This is a genomic window from Streptomyces sp. Root1304 (assembly GCF_001426405.1).
GTDB lineage: Bacteria > Actinomycetota > Actinomycetes > Streptomycetales > Streptomycetaceae > Streptomyces.
In genome coordinates, this window is record NZ_LMEP01000025.1 from 262,703 (window position 1) to 278,354 (window position 15,652).

The following is a 15,652-nucleotide window of genomic DNA, read 5'->3' on the forward strand; positions in this document are numbered from 1 at the left end:
GCACGCCCTCAGGCGTAATGTTCAGACATGGACCGCCGCATTTTCGGGCTGGAGAACGAGTACGGCGTCACGTGCACGTTCAGGGGACAGCGCCGACTGTCTCCTGACGAAGTGGCGCGCTACCTCTTCCGCCGTGTCGTGTCATGGGGCCGCAGCAGCAATGTCTTCCTGCGGAACGGCGCCCGCCTGTACCTGGACGTGGGATCGCATCCGGAATACGCCACACCGGAATGCGACAACGTGACCGAACTGGTCACCCACGACAAGGCCGGCGAGCGCATTCTCGAGGGCCTGCTCGTCGACGCCGAACGCCGCCTGCACGAGGAGGGAATCGCGGGCGACGTCTACCTCTTCAAGAACAACACCGACTCGGCCGGAAACTCCTACGGCTGCCACGAGAACTATCTCGTCGCCCGCCACGGGGAGTTCTCCCGGCTCGCGGACATCCTGATTCCCTTCCTCGTCACCCGGCAGCTCATCTGCGGCGCGGGAAAGGTCCTCCAGACCCCCCGGGGCGCGGTGTTCTGCGTCTCCCAGCGTGCCGAGCACATCTGGGAGGGCGTCAGCTCCGCCACCACCCGCTCGCGTCCCATCATCAACACCCGGGACGAGCCGCACGCGGACGCCGAGCGCTACCGCCGGCTCCATGTCATCGTCGGCGACTCGAACATGTCCGAGACGACCATGCTGCTCAAGGTCGGCGCCACCGACCTGGTGCTGCGCATGATCGAGGCCGGCACCGTGATGCGCGACCTGACACTGGAGAACCCGATCCGGGCCATCCGCGAGGTCAGCCACGACATCACCGGGCAGCGCAAGGTCAGGCTCGCCAGCGGCCGGGAGGCCTCGGCCCTCGAAGTCCAGCGCGAGTACTACGAGAAGGCCGTCGACTTCGTCGACCGCCGCGGCATCCGGAACGGCACCGTGGCCCAGGTCCTGGAGCTGTGGGGCCGTACGCTCGACGCGATCGAGAGCGAGCGGCTGGACCGCATCGAGACCGAGATCGACTGGGTCATGAAGCACCGGCTCATCGAGCGCTACCGGGCCAAGCACAACATGACCATGTCCAACCCGAGGGTCGCGCAGATAGACCTCGCCTACCACGACATCCACCGCCGTCGTGGGCTGTACTACCTGCTGCAGAAGAACGGGCAGGCGGCCCGGATCTGCAACGACCTGAAGATCTTCGAGGGCAAGTCGGTGCCCCCGCAGACCACTCGGGCCAGGCTCCGCGGCGACTTCATCCGCCGCGCCCAGGAGCAGCGCCGGGACTTCACCGTCGACTGGGTCCACCTGAAGCTGAACGACCAGGCGCAGCGCACGGTGTTGTGCAAGGACCCGTTCCGCTCCGTCGACGACCGGGTCGAAAAGCTGATCGCCGGAATGTAAGCAGGTCGTACCGGCCCGAGGGCCCCGCACGTTTGGCGTGCGGGGCCCTCGACGTGACAGGAGGGTCCCCTAGAGTGTCGGCACAACTACTGTGCCGTCTGAGATCTGAGGAACACGTGCGCCGACTTGCCGGCCTTCTCGTCGTCCCGCTGCTGCTGCTGTCGACAGCGGCGTGCGGCAGCGACGACAAGGGCTCCGATTCCGCCTCGATGAAGAACGGACTGCCCGCCATCACCGCGGGTGAGAAGTTCGGGGAGAAGCCGACCCTCGCCAAGGGCGTGGGCGACCCGCCCAAGGAACTCAAGGTCAACGTCATCAGCGAGGGCAAGGGCGCGGTGACGAAGAAGGGCGACGCGCTCTCGGTGAACTACCTGGGCCAGGCCTGGGACTCCACCACCCCCTTCGACAACAGCTTCGACCGCGGCCAGCCCTTCAGCGTGACGCTGGGCGAGGGCCAGGTCATCAAGGGCTGGGAGCAGGCCCTCGAAGGACAGAAGGTCGGCAGCCGCATCGAGGTCGGCATCCCGCCGGCGCTCGGGTACGGCGCGCAGGGTCAGGGCGACATCAAGCCGAACGCCACCCTCGTCTTCGTCGTGGACATCCTGAAGTCCGTCACGATCCCGAAGTCCGCCACCGGCACCCCGGTCGCCCAGGACAACAAGGACCTCCCGAAGGTCGGCACGAACACCGACGGCAAGGCCCCCACGCTGACGGTGCCCAAGGTCGCCCCGCCGACCAAGCTCGTCTCGAACTACGTGCTCGAGGCCAAGGGCGAGGCCGTCAAGGCCACCGACACGGTCGTCGTGAACTACGTCGCCGCCCTGTGGAAGGACGGCAAGGTCTTCGACTCGACGTACACCACGGGCAAGCCCGCGAACTTCCCGCTGCCGCAGCTCACGCTGAAGGGCCTCAAGGACGGTCTCGTCGGCAAGAAGGTCGGCAGCCGCGTCCTGATCGTCGCCCCGCCGTCCGAGGCGTTCGGCGACAAGGAGCAGCAGGGCATCCCGAAGGGTTCCACGCTGGTCTTCGCCGTGGACATCCTGACGAAGATGTAAGACTGTCCCGATTGCGCGGATCGTCATCGCGCACAGCATCAGTATGAGGAGCAGTTCAGTGAGCATCGAGAAGCCCGAGATCGACTTCCCGGGCGGCGAGCCGCCGAAGGGCCTGGAGATCAAGGACATCTGGGAGGGCGACGGCGAGGTCGCCGCCGCCGGTGACTTCGTCAAGGTCCACTACGTGGGTGTGGCGTTCTCCACCGGTGAGGAGTTCGACGCCTCCTGGAACCGCGGGACCGCGCTCGACTTCAACCTCGGCGCCGGTCAGGTCATCCAGGGCTGGGACCAGGGCGTCCAGGGCATGAAGGTCGGCGGCCGCCGCCAGCTGATCATCCCCGCCCACCTCGGCTACGGCGACCGCGGCGCCGGCAGCGCCATCGCCCCGGGCGAGACGCTGATCTTCGTCTGCGACCTCGTGGCCGTGAAGAAGCGCTGACCCCGCGCCCGGGCGGACCCGAGCCCGCCCGGATCGGGCACCCGAGGACCCCCGCCCTCCACGGCGGGGGTCCTCGGCTTTGGCGCCGACACCCCGGGGCGGTACGGTCGGACGTCGAGAACCGGATCGGGCGGAAGAGGTGCAGGGCTTCGATGGCGATTGCCAAGTCCGAGCGGCTGATGAATCTCGCGCTGTGCCTGCTCGGCACGCGCCGCCCCCTCAGCAAGCGTGAGCTCCGCGGCTCCATCGAGGCCTACCTCGAAGCCGGCGGGGACGACGCCTTCAACCGCATGTTCGAGCGCGACAAGGACGACCTCCGCGAGCTCGGCCTCGTCATCGAGACCGTCGAGAACCTGGAGGGCGAGACCGGCTACCTCGCCCGCCGCGACTCCAACCGGCTGCCCGCCATCACTCTCGACGCCGAGGAGGCCGCCGCCCTCGGCCTCGCGGCCAAGGTCTGGCAGCAGGCCCGCCTCGCCGGAGCCGCCAGCGGCGCGCTCCAGAAGCTCCGCGCCGCCGGGATGCCGGAGGCGGAGGACTCGTACGACACCCAGCCCAGCGCCCTCGAACCCCGCATCCCGGTCCACGAGGCCGCCTTCGAACCGCTCATGCTGGCCTGCCGCGACCGCCGGCCCGTAATCTTCGACTACCGCAAGGCCAACGCCGCCCGCCCCGAGAGCCGCCAGGTCGAACCCTGGACCCTCGAATGCTGGCGCGGCCACTGGTACCTGGCCGGCTGGGACCGCGAGCGCCGCGCCGAGCGCGTCTTCCGCCTCTCCCGCATCACCGGCAAGGTCCGCTCCCGGGCCGGCGCCTTCACCGCGCCCGTGCCCGACGTCGTCACCGTCCGCGAGACCGTGGAGAGCTGGGCGGGGGAGACCGCGACCCGCTCGGCCCGGATCCGGCTGCGCACCGGCTGCGGCTACCCGCTGCGGGCCCGCGCCCAGTCCGTGCGCGAGGGCGCCGACGGCTGGGACGAACTGGAGATCCCGTACGGGCACGGGCTCGACGCCTGGCTGGTCGAGTTCGGCCCCGATGTCGTCGTACTGGAACCCGCCGATCTGCGGGCCGATGTGGTGGACCGGCTGCGCGCCGTGGCCAAGGGCTGAGGGGGAGACGTACCGCATGGCTGCCAACGCGATCGACCAGACGAGGCGGATGCTCTCGCTCGTCACCTATCTCCGCGAGCGCCCCGGCGCCCACGTCGCCGACGTCGCGCGCGCCTTCGGGATCACCGAGGACGAGCTGATCTCCGACCTGGACGTGCTGCCCATGTGCGGCACCAGCTTCCGCGGCGGCGACCTCCTCGACATCGACACCGACGGCGACCGGATCTGGTGGCACAACCCGGACGACGTCGCCGCGCCGCTGCGGCTCGCCGCGGACGAGGCGACCGCGCTCCTGGTCGCCGCCCGCGCCGTCGCCACCCTGCCGGGGCTCCGTGAGAGCGACCGGGAGGCGCTGCTGCGCGCGACCGCGAAGCTGGAGACCGCGGCCGGCGAGGCCGCCGGGGCCAGCGCCCGGCTCTCGGTCACCTTCGAGTCCGAGGGCGGGGTCTTCGCCGAGGTCGACCGGGCGATCTCGGAGCGCCGGCGCCTGTGGGTGCGGTACTACTCGCCCGCGCGCGACGAACTCACCGAGCGCGAGGTCGACCCGATCAGGCTGTTCGCCGTCGGCCACACGTACATGGAGGCGTGGTGCCGGCTCTCCGAGGCGCGCCGCACCTTCCGGCTCGACCGGGTGGCCGAGATCCGCATCCTCGACGAGCAGGCCGCGCCGCCGGAGCTGGAACTGCGGGACCTGTCCGAAGGACTCGTCCAGCCCTCCGCCGACGACCCCGAGGTCGTCGTGGAGGTCGGCCCCGGCGGACGCTGGGTCGCCGAGTACTACCCGCACGACCGGGCCGACGAGCTGGCCGACGGCGGACTGCGGATCACCCTGCGCACCCCCGACCCGGCCTCGCTGCGCCGGCTCGCGCTCCGGCTCGGCAGCGACGGGCGGATCGTCGCCCCGCAGGAGCTCGCGGACAACGCCAGGACGGCGGCGGCCGCCGCGCTCGCCGCGTACGAGGGCGAGTGAGGGGCGTGTCCGTGATGTCCGGCCTCACGGCGACGGTGGCCCCGGTCCTCTTCAAGGCCGGGTGCCCGGACTGCCGCGCCCGCTTCGAGCTCTCGGCGGGCGCGCTCCGGCTCGCCATCGGGGCGAGCCGCCGCACCACCTTCTACTCGTTCACCTGCCCCGAGTGCGGCAGCTCCGTCCGCAAGCCCGCCGGTGAACGCATCGTCGAACTCCTCACCGGCGGCGGCGTCCGCACCCTGCGCCTGCACACCACCGTCTGACCCCCGCGTCCCGCCGCCCGGTCCGCTCTTCCCAACGTCTAGGCTCGGCACATGCTCTGGCCCATGCTCGCCATCGCCCTCGGCTTCCTCGGCACCGCCGTCCTCGGCGTCCTCGCCGTCAAGGTCTTCCTGGAGGTCCAGCGCCTCGGCCGACAAGTGGCCCACACCACAGGGCGGATCAACCAGGCCGTGGAAGAGCTCGAAACGGCCGCGGTGAGTCTGGCCCGAACCGGTGAGTCCCTGCGCTGAACCCGTGCCGTACGCTGCGGTGAGCCGCCCCGGGCCGCGCTCGCGGGCGGCAATCGGGAGTATGCACAGGCATTGCCCTGCGTTTACTCCTGCGGGTTACGATCGCAGACAGCGCGGTGGCCGGACGCATGTCCGACCGGCCGGGCAACGCAACTCCATGTCGCCTCGGTGAAGAAGGTAAACAGCTATGGGTAGGCTCGGCCCCACCGAGATCATTCTCATCCTCGTCGTCGTCATCCTGCTGTTCGGTGCCAAGAAGCTCCCGGACATGGCCCGCTCGCTCGGCAAGTCGGCCCGCATCCTCAAGAGCGAGGCCAAGGCGATGAAGTCGGACGACCAGCAGAGCGCCCCGGCCGACCCGCCGCAGGCCGGTGCCGGTACGGGTGCCGCCGCCCAGGAGCAGGCTGCCCCGCGCACCATCCAGGCCTCCCCCGGCGACGTGACCAGCTCGCGTCCCGTGGCCGAGCCCTCGGACACCACCAAGCGCTGACCCGGTCCGCCGCGGCCGCCGCACCCCGCGGCGGCTGCCGCACGAGATGAGGACGTGGGTTGCCCAAGTCTGCCCGCAAGCAGGAGAAGGACCCCGAGGGCCGGATGCCCCTCGTGGAGCACCTGCGTGAACTCCGCAACCGACTGGCGAAGGGTCTCCTCGCCGTCGCAGCGGTGACGATCGTGGCCCTCGTGTACAGCGAGGAGCTCATGCAGTTCCTGACGAAATCGGTGCCCACCTGCGCACCGGACGTCGTCAGCAACGGCGGCAACTGCGCGATCGTCTCCTTCAACACCTTGATGGCCCCCTTCAGCACGACGATCCAGCTGTCGCTGACGGCGGGCCTCGTCGTCGCGAGCCCGGTCTGGCTCTACCAGCTGTGGGCCTTCGTCGCACCGGGACTGCACAAGAAGGAGAAGAAGTACACGTACGCCTTCGTGGGCGCGGCCGTGCCGCTGTTCTCCGCAGGCGCCTACCTCGCGTACCTCATCCTTCCCATCAGCGTGAAGGTCCTCATCAGCCTCACGCCCGAGGGTTCCGCGAACATCCTCTCGCTCGGTGACGTCCTCGACTTCACCCTGCGCATGGTGCTGGTCTTCGGTCTCGCCTTCGAGCTGCCGCTCGTGCTGGTGATGCTCAACCTGACCGGTGTCCTCACCGGCCGCCGGATGGCCGGCTGGTGGCGCGGCGTGATCATGGGCGTCTTCGTCTTCGGCGCCGTCATCACCCCCACCACCGACCCCGTCGGCATGATCGCCCTCGCCGGACCGATCACGATCCTCTACTTCGGGGCCGTCGCCTTCTCGCTCCTGAACGACCGCCGGCGCAAGCGCAACAACCCCGACGCCGAACTCGACGACGACGAGGCCTCCTCGCTCGACCTCACCCCCGAGGCCGTCGGCAGCGTCGAACCGGTCGGCGTATCCCGGGCGCTGCCCGAGCAGGCCACCGGGGAGCACGGCGGAGCCACCGCGCAGCGGCTGAACGGTTACGACGACATCACCTGATCTTGTAGGGTCCCCCCAGACTCCGTCCGGGGGGACCCCCAATGACCAGCGACATCACCCTCTTCGTGAACCCCACCGCGGGCCGTGGCCGCGGTGCCCATGCCGCACAGCCCGCCGCGGCGGCCCTCAGGGACGCCGGATTCTCCGTCCGCACCGTCCTCGGGCACGACGCCGCCGACGCCCTGCGACGTGCCCGCGAGGCCGTCGCCGCGGGCACCGGCGCCCTCGTCGCCGTCGGCGGCGACGGCATGATCTCCCTCGCGCTCCAGGCCGTCGCCGGTACGCGCACCCCGCTCGGGATCATCGCGGCGGGCACCGGCAACGACTTCGCCCGCACCCTGGGACTGCCCGTCGGCGACCCCGCGGCGGCGGGGCGGGTCGCCGCCGAGGTCCTGAAGACCACGGGCGGACGGAGCGTCGACCTCGGGCGGATCGAGGGCGGGGCGGGTGCCCCGGGCGCCTCCGGTGGCGGGGCGGCGGGGGACGGCCCTGCGCATGCCGCCGGGAGCGGCACCGGAGTCGGCGCCGGTCGTTGGTACGGGACCGTTCTCGCCTCCGGCTTCGACTCGCGCGTCAACGACCGGGGCAACCGCATGCGCATCCCGGCCGGCCGCTTCAAGTACGACCTCGCGATCCTCGCCGAGCTGGCCGGCTTCCGTCCCGTCCCGTACCGCCTCACCCTCGACGGCGGGCGCGTCGTCGAGACCGACGCCACCCTCGTCGCCGTCGGCAACGGCACCTCCTACGGCGGCGGCATGCGGATCTGCGCCGACGCCCGCACCGACGACGGGCTCCTCGACGTCACCGTCGTCGGCGACTGCGACCGCAGGACCCTGATCAAGGTCTTCCCCCGCGTCTACAAGGGCACCCACCTCGACCACCCCAAGGTCACCACGTACCGGGTCCGCTCCCTCATCCTCGACGCCCCCGGCACCACGGGCTACGCCGACGGCGAGCCGCTCGGACCGCTTCCCCTCACGGTGACCTGCGTGTCCGGCGCCCTCCGCGTGCTGGCCCCGTAGCGCCCCGCCCGGGGCCCCGCCACATCCCCTCGATAAAGATCGCGTCACTGTCAGAGGCGGCGGGTAGGCTCGATGACAAGATGACAGAGGACCTCACACCCGCCGAGGCGTACGCGGCCGCCCTCGCCCGCAACGCCGAGCAGGCCACCGCGCTGGCCCCTTTCCGCGAGATGTACGAGTTCGGTCTGGACCCCTTCCAGATCGAGGCGTGCCAGGCTCTTGAAGCGGGCAAGGGCGTACTCGTCGCCGCGCCCACGGGCTCCGGCAAGACCATCGTCGGCGAGTTCGCCGTCCACCTCGCCCTCACCCAGGGCCGCAAGTGCTTCTACACGACCCCCATCAAGGCGCTGTCGAACCAGAAGTACGCCGACCTCGTCAGGCGCTACGGCAACGACAAGGTCGGCCTGCTCACCGGTGACAACAGCGTCAACGGCGACGCCCCGATCGTCGTGATGACCACCGAAGTCCTCCGCAACATGCTGTACGCGGGGTCGCAGGCCCTCTCCGGCCTCGGATACGTCGTGATGGACGAGGTCCACTACCTCTCGGACCGCTTCCGCGGCGCCGTCTGGGAGGAAGTGATCATCCACCTCCCCGAGTCCGTCACCCTCGTGTCGCTCTCCGCCACCGTCTCCAACGCCGAGGAGTTCGGCGACTGGCTCGACACCGTCCGCGGCGACACCGAGGTCATCGTCTCCGAGAGCCGGCCCGTCCCGCTCTGGCAGCACGTCCTCGCCGGACGCCGGATGTACGACCTCTTCGAGGAGGAGACCGACCACGGCGGCCGCGGCGCCTCCCGGCGCGAGCTCAACCCCGACCTCCTCCGGCTCGCCCGCACCGAGAACACGCGCACGTACAACCCGCGCGAGCGGCGGCGCGGCAAGATGGTCCGCGAGGCCGACCGCGAGCGCGAGCGCCGTCAGCGCTCCCGCATCTGGACGCCCGGCCGCCCCGAGGTCATCGAGCGCCTCGACGCCGAGGGACTCCTGCCCGCCATCACCTTCATCTTCAGCCGGGCGGGCTGCGAGGCCGCCGTACAGCAGTGCCTCTACGCCGGGCTCCGCCTCAACGACGACGAGGGACGCCAGCGCGTCCGCGAGATCGTCGAGGCCCGCACGGCCGCCATTCCCAGCGAGGACCTGCACGTCCTCGGCTACTACGAGTGGCTCGAAGCCCTGGAGCGGGGCATCGCGGCCCACCACGCCGGCATGCTCCCGACCTTCAAGGAGGTCGTCGAGGAGCTCTTCGTCCGCGGCCTGGTGAAGGCCGTCTTCGCCACCGAGACGCTCGCCCTGGGCATCAACATGCCCGCGCGGACCGTCATCCTGGAGAAGCTCGTCAAGTGGAACGGCGAGCAGCACGCCGACATCACCCCCGGCGAGTACACCCAGCTCACCGGTCGCGCAGGACGCCGGGGCATCGACGTCGAGGGCCACGCCGTCGTCCTCTGGCAGCGCGGACTCGACCCGGAGCACCTCGCCGGACTCGCCGGCACGCGCACGTACCCCCTGCGCTCCAGCTTCAAGCCCTCGTACAACATGGCGGTCAACCTCGTCGAGGGCTTCGGCCGGCACCGCTCCCGCGAGCTTCTCGAAACCTCCTTCGCCCAGTTCCAGGCCGACCGCTCCGTCGTCGGCATCTCCCGGCAGGTGCAGCGGAACGAAGAGGGACTCGAAGGCTACCGAGAGGGCATGACCTGCCACCTCGGTGACTTCGAGGAGTACGCGCGGCTCCGCCGAGACCTCAAGGACCGCGAGACCGAACTGGCCCGGCAGGGCGCAGCCCAGCGCCGCGCCCAGGCGGCCAGTTCGCTGGAGAAGCTCAAGCCGGGCGACGTCATCCACGTCCCCACCGGCAAGTTCGCCGGCCTCGCGCTCGTCCTCGACCCCGGCATCCCGGCCGGCCGCACCAACGGCCACCGGGGCTTCGAGCACCACGACGGGCCGCGCCCGCTCGTCCTCACCGCCGAGCGGCAGGTCAAGCGGCTCGCCTCGATCGACTTCCCGGTGCCGGTCGAGGCACTGGAGCGGATGAGGATCCCCAAGTCCTTCAACCCCCGCTCCCCGCAGTCCCGTCGCGACCTGGCCTCCGCCCTGCGGAGCAAGGCCGGGCACATCAACCCCGAGCGTCACCAGAAGCAGCGCTCCGCCGCCGCCGACGACCGTGAGATCGCCCGGCTGCGCACCGAGATCAGGGCCCACCCCTGCCATGGCTGCGACGAGCGAGAGGACCACGCGCGCTGGGCCGAGCGGTTCCACCGGCTCCAGCGCGACACCGAGCAGCTGGAGCGGCGCATCGAGGGCCGTACCAACACCATCGCCCGCACCTTCGACCGGATCGTCGCGCTCCTCACGGAACTCGACTACCTCCGCGGGAACGAGGTCACCGAGAACGGCAAGCGGCTCGCCCGGCTCTACGGCGAGCTCGACCTGCTGGCCAGCGAGTGCCTTCGTGACGGCGTCTGGGAGGGGCTCACCCCGCCCGAACTCGCCGCCTGTGTCTCCGCGTTGGTGTTCGAGGCGCGTCAGTCCGACGACGCCGTCGCACCGAAGCTGCCGACCGGGAACGCCAAGGCGGCGCTGGGGGAGATGGTGCGGATCTGGGGCCGGCTCGACGCCCTCGAAGAGGAGTTCAAGATCAACCAGGCGGAAGGGGTCGGCCAGCGCGAGCCCGACCTCGGCTTCGCCTGGGCCGCCTACCAGTGGGCCTCCGACAAGAGCCTCGACGAGGTGCTGCGCGAGGCCGAGATGCCGGCCGGCGACTTCGTCCGCTGGTGCAAGCAGGTCATCGACGTCCTCGGACAGGTCGCGGCGGCGGCGCCCAGGGAGAACAGCACCGTGGCCAAGAACGCCCGCAAGGCGGTGGACTCGCTGCTGCGGGGTGTCGTGGCGTACAGCTCGGTGGGCTGACGGTTCGTCTCCCGTAGGGGTTCCTTCCGGTCGAGTGCCCGTGGCGATCACGCCACGGGCACTCGGCGTCCGGCCCTCCTCCCGCCTCCCTCGCGGAGTTTGTCCACAGGGCGTTGTCCACAGGGGTGGCGCACGGGCGGAGCCTTCCGCTTGCATGGACTCGCACACGGGGAAGGCCAGTTGGGGAGGGGACGCAGATGACCACGCAAGCCGGTCCGGACGCCGGGGCACGCGGCGAGACGGCGCAGCCGACACCGGACGTCGTCGAAGGACCGCGAGGGGTACCCCTGTTGGGGAACCTGCCGGAGTTCGGCAAGAACCCGCTCGCCTTCTTCGAACAGCTCCGGGGACGCGGCGACTTCGTCCGCTGGCGTTTCGGCAGCAAGCCCTGCCTCTTCATCGCCCACCCGGACAACGTCGGCGAGCTGCTCACCGAGGTCGAGCGCACCTTCGACCAGCCCGACCTGGGCATCGCCTTCCGTACGCTCCTCGGCAACGGCGTCATCGTCTCCAAGGGCGCCGACTGGCGGCGCAAGCGGTCCCTGGTGCAGCCCTCGGTCCGCCCGAAGCAGGTCCGGTCGTACGCGGCGACGATGACCGAGTGCGCCGTCGCCCTCGCCGACCGGTGGACCGACGGGCAACAGGTCGACGTCAAGAAGGAGATGGCCGCCCTCACCCAGCTCGTCGCCGTCCGCACCATCTTCGGCGTCGACACCGCCGCCGACGCCGAAGCCATCGGGCAGGCGATGGACGTCGCGCAGAAGGAGATCGGGGCCGAGTTCAGCGGCCTCGGGGCGGTGCTCCCCGACTGGGTCCCGACGCCCGGCCGTGCGCGCATCAAGCGGGCGACCGCCGTCATCGACGCCGAGGTGTCCCGTGTGGTGTCCCAGCACCGCGACGGAGAGACCGAACGCCCCGACCTGCTCAGCCGGCTGCTGGCCGCGCGGGACGAGAGCGGCGTGTCCCTGTCCGACCAGGAGATCCGCGACGAGACGGTCACGCTCTACATCGGCGGCCACGAGACCACCAGCTCCACGCTCGTCTGGGCCTGGTACCTGCTCTCCCGCAACCCCCGGGTCCGGGACGCCCTCGCCGAGGAACTCGACCGGGTCCTCGCCGACCACGAGCCCGGCTACGACGACTACGCCTCCCTGGCGTACACCCAAGCGGTCATCAAGGAGACCCTCCGCCTCTACCCCACGATCTGGCTGATCACCGGCCTGGCCAAGGAGGGCGCCACCCTGGGCGGCATGCCGGTACCCGTGGGCACCCGTGTCTGGTCCAGCCAGTGGGCGACCCAGCGGGACCCCCGCTGGTACGGCGACGCCGAGGCGTTCCGCCCCGAGCGCTGGCTGGAGACGGACGACAGTCCGGCCGAGGAGATACCCGAGTACGCCTGGTTCCCCTTCGGCGGCGGCCCCCGCGTCTGCCTGGGCACCCGCTTCGCCCTGGTCGAAGCCGTCCTGGTCCTCGCGGTCCTGTCCCGCCGCTACCACCTGGACCTGACCCCGGACGAAGTCCTCCCGGTCCCGAGCCTCACCCTGCAGCCGGACCGCGAGGTGCTGGCGACGGTCAGGGCACGGGTCTGAGGTTCCTTCAGGAGGGCAGTTGGCGCGGTGGCGCGGCGGATATCGTCCGGGCATGGCTGAAACTTCCGAGACGTTCGACACCGCGATGACCGCTTGGCGGGAATGGCAGGAGGCGCCCTGGGGGCGGATCCGCTACGCGGTCGCCGAGATGAATCTGATGCGTCATCTGGACGGCCCGGCAGCCGAGGAGTTGCGGGTGCTCGACCTGGCGGGTGGAGACGGCGGTGACGCCCTTCGCCTCGCCGCGCGGGGGCACCACGTCACCGTCGTCGACTACGCCCCGGCCATGCTCGCCGCCGCCGAGACGCGCGCCGCCGCGGCCGGCCTCTCGGAGCGGGTGACGTGCGTCCGGGCCGACGTGACCGCGCTGCCGTCCGGCATCGCCACCGGCGAGTTCGACGTGGTGCTGTGCCACAACCTCCTCGCCTACGTGGACGACATGCGGGGAACGCTCGCCACGGCGCTCGCACCGCTGAAGTCGGGAGGACTGTTCTCCGTGATGGCTCTCAACCGGCATTCAGCGCCTCTGAACATCGCCGTACGGGAGATGGACCCGGACGCGGCGCTGGCCGCACTGGACGACGACCGGCTCCGGAACACGATGTTCGACACCGAACTGGTCCTGCACACGGCGGAGGAGGTGACCGGGGCGCTCCAGGAACTCGGCTGCCGCGACGTGGCGCACTACGGCATCCGCGGCTTCTGCGACTACATCACCGACGACGCCCGCAAGTACGACCCGGACTACTACGCCCGCCTCGAACGCCTGGAGCTGGCCACCACGGCCCGCCCGCCCTACATGCACACGGCCCGACTGTTCCAGCTGACCGCACGCAAGGGTGGCGCCCAAGGCGTCGCCCGTGGCTGAGCCGAGGACGGTGCCCTGGGCGCGGTCGGTTCGGTGGGGGAGCATGCGGTCAGCGTAGGGCGGGTTCGAGTGGGTGCTGTCGGGTTTTCCGGGTCGCCCACACCGCGCGGACGACCAGGAACAGTGGCAGGCCGACGGGGGAGAGGAGGATCGTCAGGAGGAGCAGTGGGGCCATCAGGAGGGGCGGTACGGACAGGCGGCGGGCCTCTCGGTACATCCACTGGCCGAGCAGCAGGTCCCAGGCGATGACCTGGGCCCAGATCGCACCGGCTCCGTTGGCGAGGGCCGTCAGGTCGCGGAAGGTGTCGATGTCCGGGCTGCTGACCGCCGTCCACAGCTCGGGCAGGACGGGAGCGGCGAGGACCGCCCAGAGGACCAGGAGCGGCAGGACGGTGAAGGGGGAGGCCGCCACGCGCTCGGTGATCCGCCAGGACGGGGCGAGGATCATCAGGAGCCAGACCGGCGCCGCGAGGAGGAAGGCCAGTTCGAAGAGGAAGCCGGTCACGCCCTGACCTCCTCGGCGCGGGCGGCGGCAGGGGCGCCGGTACCGAGGGAGAGCGCGGCGGACGCGCCGCCGAGCAGCACGATCGCGGCCGCGCCGGCCAGCGTCGCGCCGTCCGGTGAGAACAGCGCCTGGCCGCGCAGCGCCTGCCAGGTCAGCAGGACGAAGGTCGCCGCGTACGCCCCCGAGGCCGTGAGCGTGAGGCGGAGCCGTACGCGCTCGTCGGCGAGACGGGCGAAGCGCGGGGCGAGCAGCCCCAGGACGATCAGCAGGAGCGGCAGCAGCTGGAGCGCGTGCATGCCGAAGAAGTGCGCCACCCGGAGGTCGCCGCCGGTGCTGGCCCAGCCGGTCAGCGGCATCGACGGGCCGCCGTCCGGGACGCCGACGGCGTGGGCGCCCTGGATCGGGGAGTCGGGGTCCGCGAGCTGTTCCGGGGTCGGTTGGACCATCAGGAAGCCCACGGCCGCGCCCGCCAGGGCGATCAGCGAGGAGAGGCGGACGGACCAGGCCATGGCGCGGTCGAGGATCCGGGCCCGGAGGAGGAGAACGGCGATGACCAGGGCGCCCAGCCACAGCACGGCGACGGTGCCGCCCATGAGCTGGAAGACGGCGTTGTCGAAGGGGGTGGCGTGGTTGAAGTGACTCTGAGTGCCCCGGATCACCTGGAGGGTGATGAGCACCATCTCGCCCGCGCTTGTGACGACGACCACCGTCCCGGCCCACCAGCCGACCCGTCGGCCCCGGGGGAGCAGGGAGAGCATCCAGGCGAGCGAGAGCGAGTAGGCGACGAACGAGACCGAGAACTTGAAGGGCTTCGTCCAGATCGGGACGCCGACCAGGACGCGGTCGTCGACGGCGATGCCGACGGCGGAGACGACGGCCAGGACGACCATCGAGGCGGCGAACCAGACCAGTGGCCGGTGCAGCCGTGTGAGTGAGCCGGTTGAAGGCATACGGATCCCCCCGTGGGAAAGTATGGATAGCGGCACTTCCTGCTATCTGATAGCGCCACTATCTATGATGGGGGTGTCGGTCGGCAAGGCCGGAGCACGACCAGGAAGGTGAACGCACGGTGCGCATCGGAGAGTTGAGTCGCAGGACCGGGGTGTCGGTGCCGACGATCAAGTTCTACGTACGGGAAGGCCTGCTGCCGCCCGGAGAGCTGACGAGTCCGAACCAGGCCTCGTACGGGGAGGCGCACGCTCAGCGCCTCCGTCTGATCCGGGCGCTCCTCGATGTGGGCGGCCTGTCGGTCGCGGGCATTCGTGAGGTGATCGTCGCGGTCGACGACCCCGAGAGATCGGTGCACAAGCTGCTCGGTGAGGCGGCCAGCCGGATGGTGCCGCGCTACGAGCGGGAGCCGGGAGCCGGCATGGAGGAGGCGCGGAAGAAGGTCGCGGACCTGATCGGCGCACGCGGCTGGCGTGTGCACCCCGCCGGCCCTGCCTCGGAAGCGCTGGCGACGGCCCTCGCCGCGCTGGAGGAGGTCGGTCACGGCGGGTTCGACGAGGTGCTGGACGCCTACGCGGGCGCCGCGGAGCGGGTGGCGCGCGCGGACCTGGACTATGTGGCGCACCACGTGGCGCGCGAGGAACTGGTGGAGAGCGTCGTCGTCGGCACGGTCATCGGCGACGCGATCTTCTCGGCCCTGCGCCGCATGGCCCAGACGGACGCCTCGGACCGGGCGTTCGGGCAGGCGACGTAGGGCGGGGGAGGGGAGGGCGGGGCGGAGGGATGGGGTCGGGGAGGGAGGGGTGGTGGGGGGGAGGGGGAGGGAGGCCCCCGGCTACCCGG

General features: G+C 70.9%; 16 protein-coding genes. 14 read left to right on the forward strand and 2 right to left on the reverse strand.

Annotated elements, in window-relative coordinates:
• Window positions 1-27 precede the first annotated feature (27 nt).
• From pafA to ASD33_RS27895, 13 genes are all read left to right on the forward strand, one after another.
• Window positions 28-1,389 carry a Pup--protein ligase gene (gene pafA, locus ASD33_RS27835; protein WP_056566373.1) on the forward strand — a complete coding sequence of 454 codons (1,362 nt, stop codon included), beginning with the start codon at window positions 28-30 and terminating at the stop codon, window positions 1,387-1,389.
• A gap of 116 nt (window positions 1,390-1,505) precedes the next feature.
• Window positions 1,506-2,444 (forward strand): FKBP-type peptidyl-prolyl cis-trans isomerase, encoded by a 939-nt coding sequence (locus ASD33_RS27840; protein WP_056566376.1) that lies wholly within the window; start codon window positions 1,506-1,508, stop codon window positions 2,442-2,444.
• A gap of 58 nt (window positions 2,445-2,502) precedes the next feature.
• Window positions 2,503-2,883, forward strand: coding sequence for an FKBP-type peptidyl-prolyl cis-trans isomerase (locus ASD33_RS27845; RefSeq protein ID WP_056566379.1), 381 nt, complete (start codon window positions 2,503-2,505; stop codon window positions 2,881-2,883).
• Window positions 2,884-3,035: 152 nt separating this feature from the next.
• Window positions 3,036-3,992: a WYL domain-containing protein gene (locus ASD33_RS27850; RefSeq protein WP_056566382.1), complete on the forward strand. Its 957-nt coding sequence runs from the start codon at window positions 3,036-3,038 to the stop codon at window positions 3,990-3,992.
• 16 nt (window positions 3,993-4,008) lie between these two features.
• Window positions 4,009-4,962, forward strand: coding sequence for a WYL domain-containing protein (locus ASD33_RS27855; RefSeq protein WP_056566385.1), 954 nt, complete (start codon window positions 4,009-4,011; stop codon window positions 4,960-4,962).
• A 14-nt stretch (window positions 4,963-4,976) separates the two neighbouring features.
• Window positions 4,977-5,222, forward strand: coding sequence for a hypothetical protein (locus tag ASD33_RS27860; RefSeq protein ID WP_199863598.1), 246 nt, complete (start codon window positions 4,977-4,979; stop codon window positions 5,220-5,222).
• Between the two features lie 51 nt (window positions 5,223-5,273).
• Entirely contained in the window at window positions 5,274-5,471 is a 198-nt protein-coding gene (locus ASD33_RS27865) for a hypothetical protein (RefSeq protein ID WP_056566391.1), read from the forward strand.
• Window positions 5,472-5,658: 187 nt separating this feature from the next.
• Window positions 5,659-5,961 (forward strand): Sec-independent protein translocase subunit TatA, encoded by a 303-nt coding sequence (tatA, locus tag ASD33_RS27870; RefSeq protein ID WP_056566394.1) that lies wholly within the window; start codon window positions 5,659-5,661, stop codon window positions 5,959-5,961.
• Window positions 5,962-6,065: 104 nt separating this feature from the next.
• Complete coding sequence (gene tatC, locus ASD33_RS27875; RefSeq protein ID WP_199863610.1) at window positions 6,066-6,968, forward strand: twin-arginine translocase subunit TatC; 903 nt, start codon at window positions 6,066-6,068, stop codon at window positions 6,966-6,968.
• A 41-nt stretch (window positions 6,969-7,009) separates the two neighbouring features.
• Window positions 7,010-7,990, forward strand: coding sequence for a diacylglycerol kinase family protein (locus ASD33_RS27880; RefSeq protein WP_056566401.1), 981 nt, complete (start codon window positions 7,010-7,012; stop codon window positions 7,988-7,990).
• An 80-nt stretch (window positions 7,991-8,070) separates the two neighbouring features.
• The gene (locus ASD33_RS27885) at window positions 8,071-10,899 is read left to right on the forward strand and encodes a DEAD/DEAH box helicase (RefSeq protein WP_056566404.1); all 2,829 of its coding nucleotides are present in this window, start codon (window positions 8,071-8,073) and stop codon (window positions 10,897-10,899) included.
• A gap of 197 nt (window positions 10,900-11,096) precedes the next feature.
• Window positions 11,097-12,488 carry a cytochrome P450 gene (locus ASD33_RS27890; RefSeq protein ID WP_056566406.1) on the forward strand — a complete coding sequence of 464 codons (1,392 nt, stop codon included), beginning with the start codon at window positions 11,097-11,099 and terminating at the stop codon, window positions 12,486-12,488.
• 52 nt (window positions 12,489-12,540) lie between these two features.
• Window positions 12,541-13,356, forward strand: coding sequence for a methyltransferase domain-containing protein (locus tag ASD33_RS27895; protein ID WP_056566409.1), 816 nt, complete (start codon window positions 12,541-12,543; stop codon window positions 13,354-13,356).
• 49 nt (window positions 13,357-13,405) lie between these two features.
• On the opposite strand, the gene ASD33_RS27900 is transcribed toward ASD33_RS27895, so the two are convergent.
• Window positions 13,406-13,861, reverse strand: a complete 456-nt coding sequence (locus ASD33_RS27900) for an ABA4-like family protein (protein ID WP_056566412.1) — start codon at window positions 13,859-13,861, stop codon at window positions 13,406-13,408.
• A complete protein-coding gene (locus ASD33_RS27905; RefSeq protein ID WP_056566414.1) occupies window positions 13,858-14,811 on the reverse strand; it encodes a hypothetical protein in 954 nt (317 codons plus the stop codon). The genes ASD33_RS27900 and ASD33_RS27905 overlap by 4 nt, the downstream gene beginning before the upstream one ends.
• A gap of 119 nt (window positions 14,812-14,930) precedes the next feature.
• Here ASD33_RS27905 and ASD33_RS27910 point away from each other — a divergent pair, with 119 nt between their 5' ends.
• Complete coding sequence (locus ASD33_RS27910; RefSeq protein ID WP_056566417.1) at window positions 14,931-15,563, forward strand: MerR family transcriptional regulator; 633 nt, start codon at window positions 14,931-14,933, stop codon at window positions 15,561-15,563.
• Window positions 15,564-15,652 lie beyond the last annotated feature (89 nt).

What these genes read in the sequence shown, in the direction of transcription:
- pafA (WP_056566373.1), top strand. Translation starts at nt 28, where the DNA reads ATGGACCGCCGCATTTTCGGGCTGGAGAACGAGTACGGCGTCACGTGC.
- ASD33_RS27850 (WP_056566382.1), top strand. Translation starts at nt 3,036, where the DNA reads ATGGCGATTGCCAAGTCCGAGCGGCTGATGAATCTCGCGCTGTGCCTG.
- ASD33_RS27855 (WP_056566385.1), top strand. Translation starts at nt 4,009, where the DNA reads ATGGCTGCCAACGCGATCGACCAGACGAGGCGGATGCTCTCGCTCGTC.
- ASD33_RS27860 (WP_199863598.1), top strand. Translation starts at nt 4,977, where the DNA reads ATGTCCGGCCTCACGGCGACGGTGGCCCCGGTCCTCTTCAAGGCCGGG.
- ASD33_RS27865 (WP_056566391.1), top strand. Translation starts at nt 5,274, where the DNA reads ATGCTCTGGCCCATGCTCGCCATCGCCCTCGGCTTCCTCGGCACCGCC.
- tatA (WP_056566394.1), top strand. Translation starts at nt 5,659, where the DNA reads ATGGGTAGGCTCGGCCCCACCGAGATCATTCTCATCCTCGTCGTCGTC.
- tatC (WP_199863610.1), top strand. Translation starts at nt 6,066, where the DNA reads ATGCCCCTCGTGGAGCACCTGCGTGAACTCCGCAACCGACTGGCGAAG.
- ASD33_RS27880 (WP_056566401.1), top strand. Translation starts at nt 7,010, where the DNA reads ATGACCAGCGACATCACCCTCTTCGTGAACCCCACCGCGGGCCGTGGC.
- ASD33_RS27885 (WP_056566404.1), top strand. Translation starts at nt 8,071, where the DNA reads ATGACAGAGGACCTCACACCCGCCGAGGCGTACGCGGCCGCCCTCGCC.
- ASD33_RS27890 (WP_056566406.1), top strand. Translation starts at nt 11,097, where the DNA reads ATGACCACGCAAGCCGGTCCGGACGCCGGGGCACGCGGCGAGACGGCG.
- ASD33_RS27895 (WP_056566409.1), top strand. Translation starts at nt 12,541, where the DNA reads ATGGCTGAAACTTCCGAGACGTTCGACACCGCGATGACCGCTTGGCGG.
- ASD33_RS27905 (WP_056566414.1), bottom strand. Translation starts at nt 14,811, where the DNA reads ATGCCTTCAACCGGCTCACTCACACGGCTGCACCGGCCACTGGTCTGG.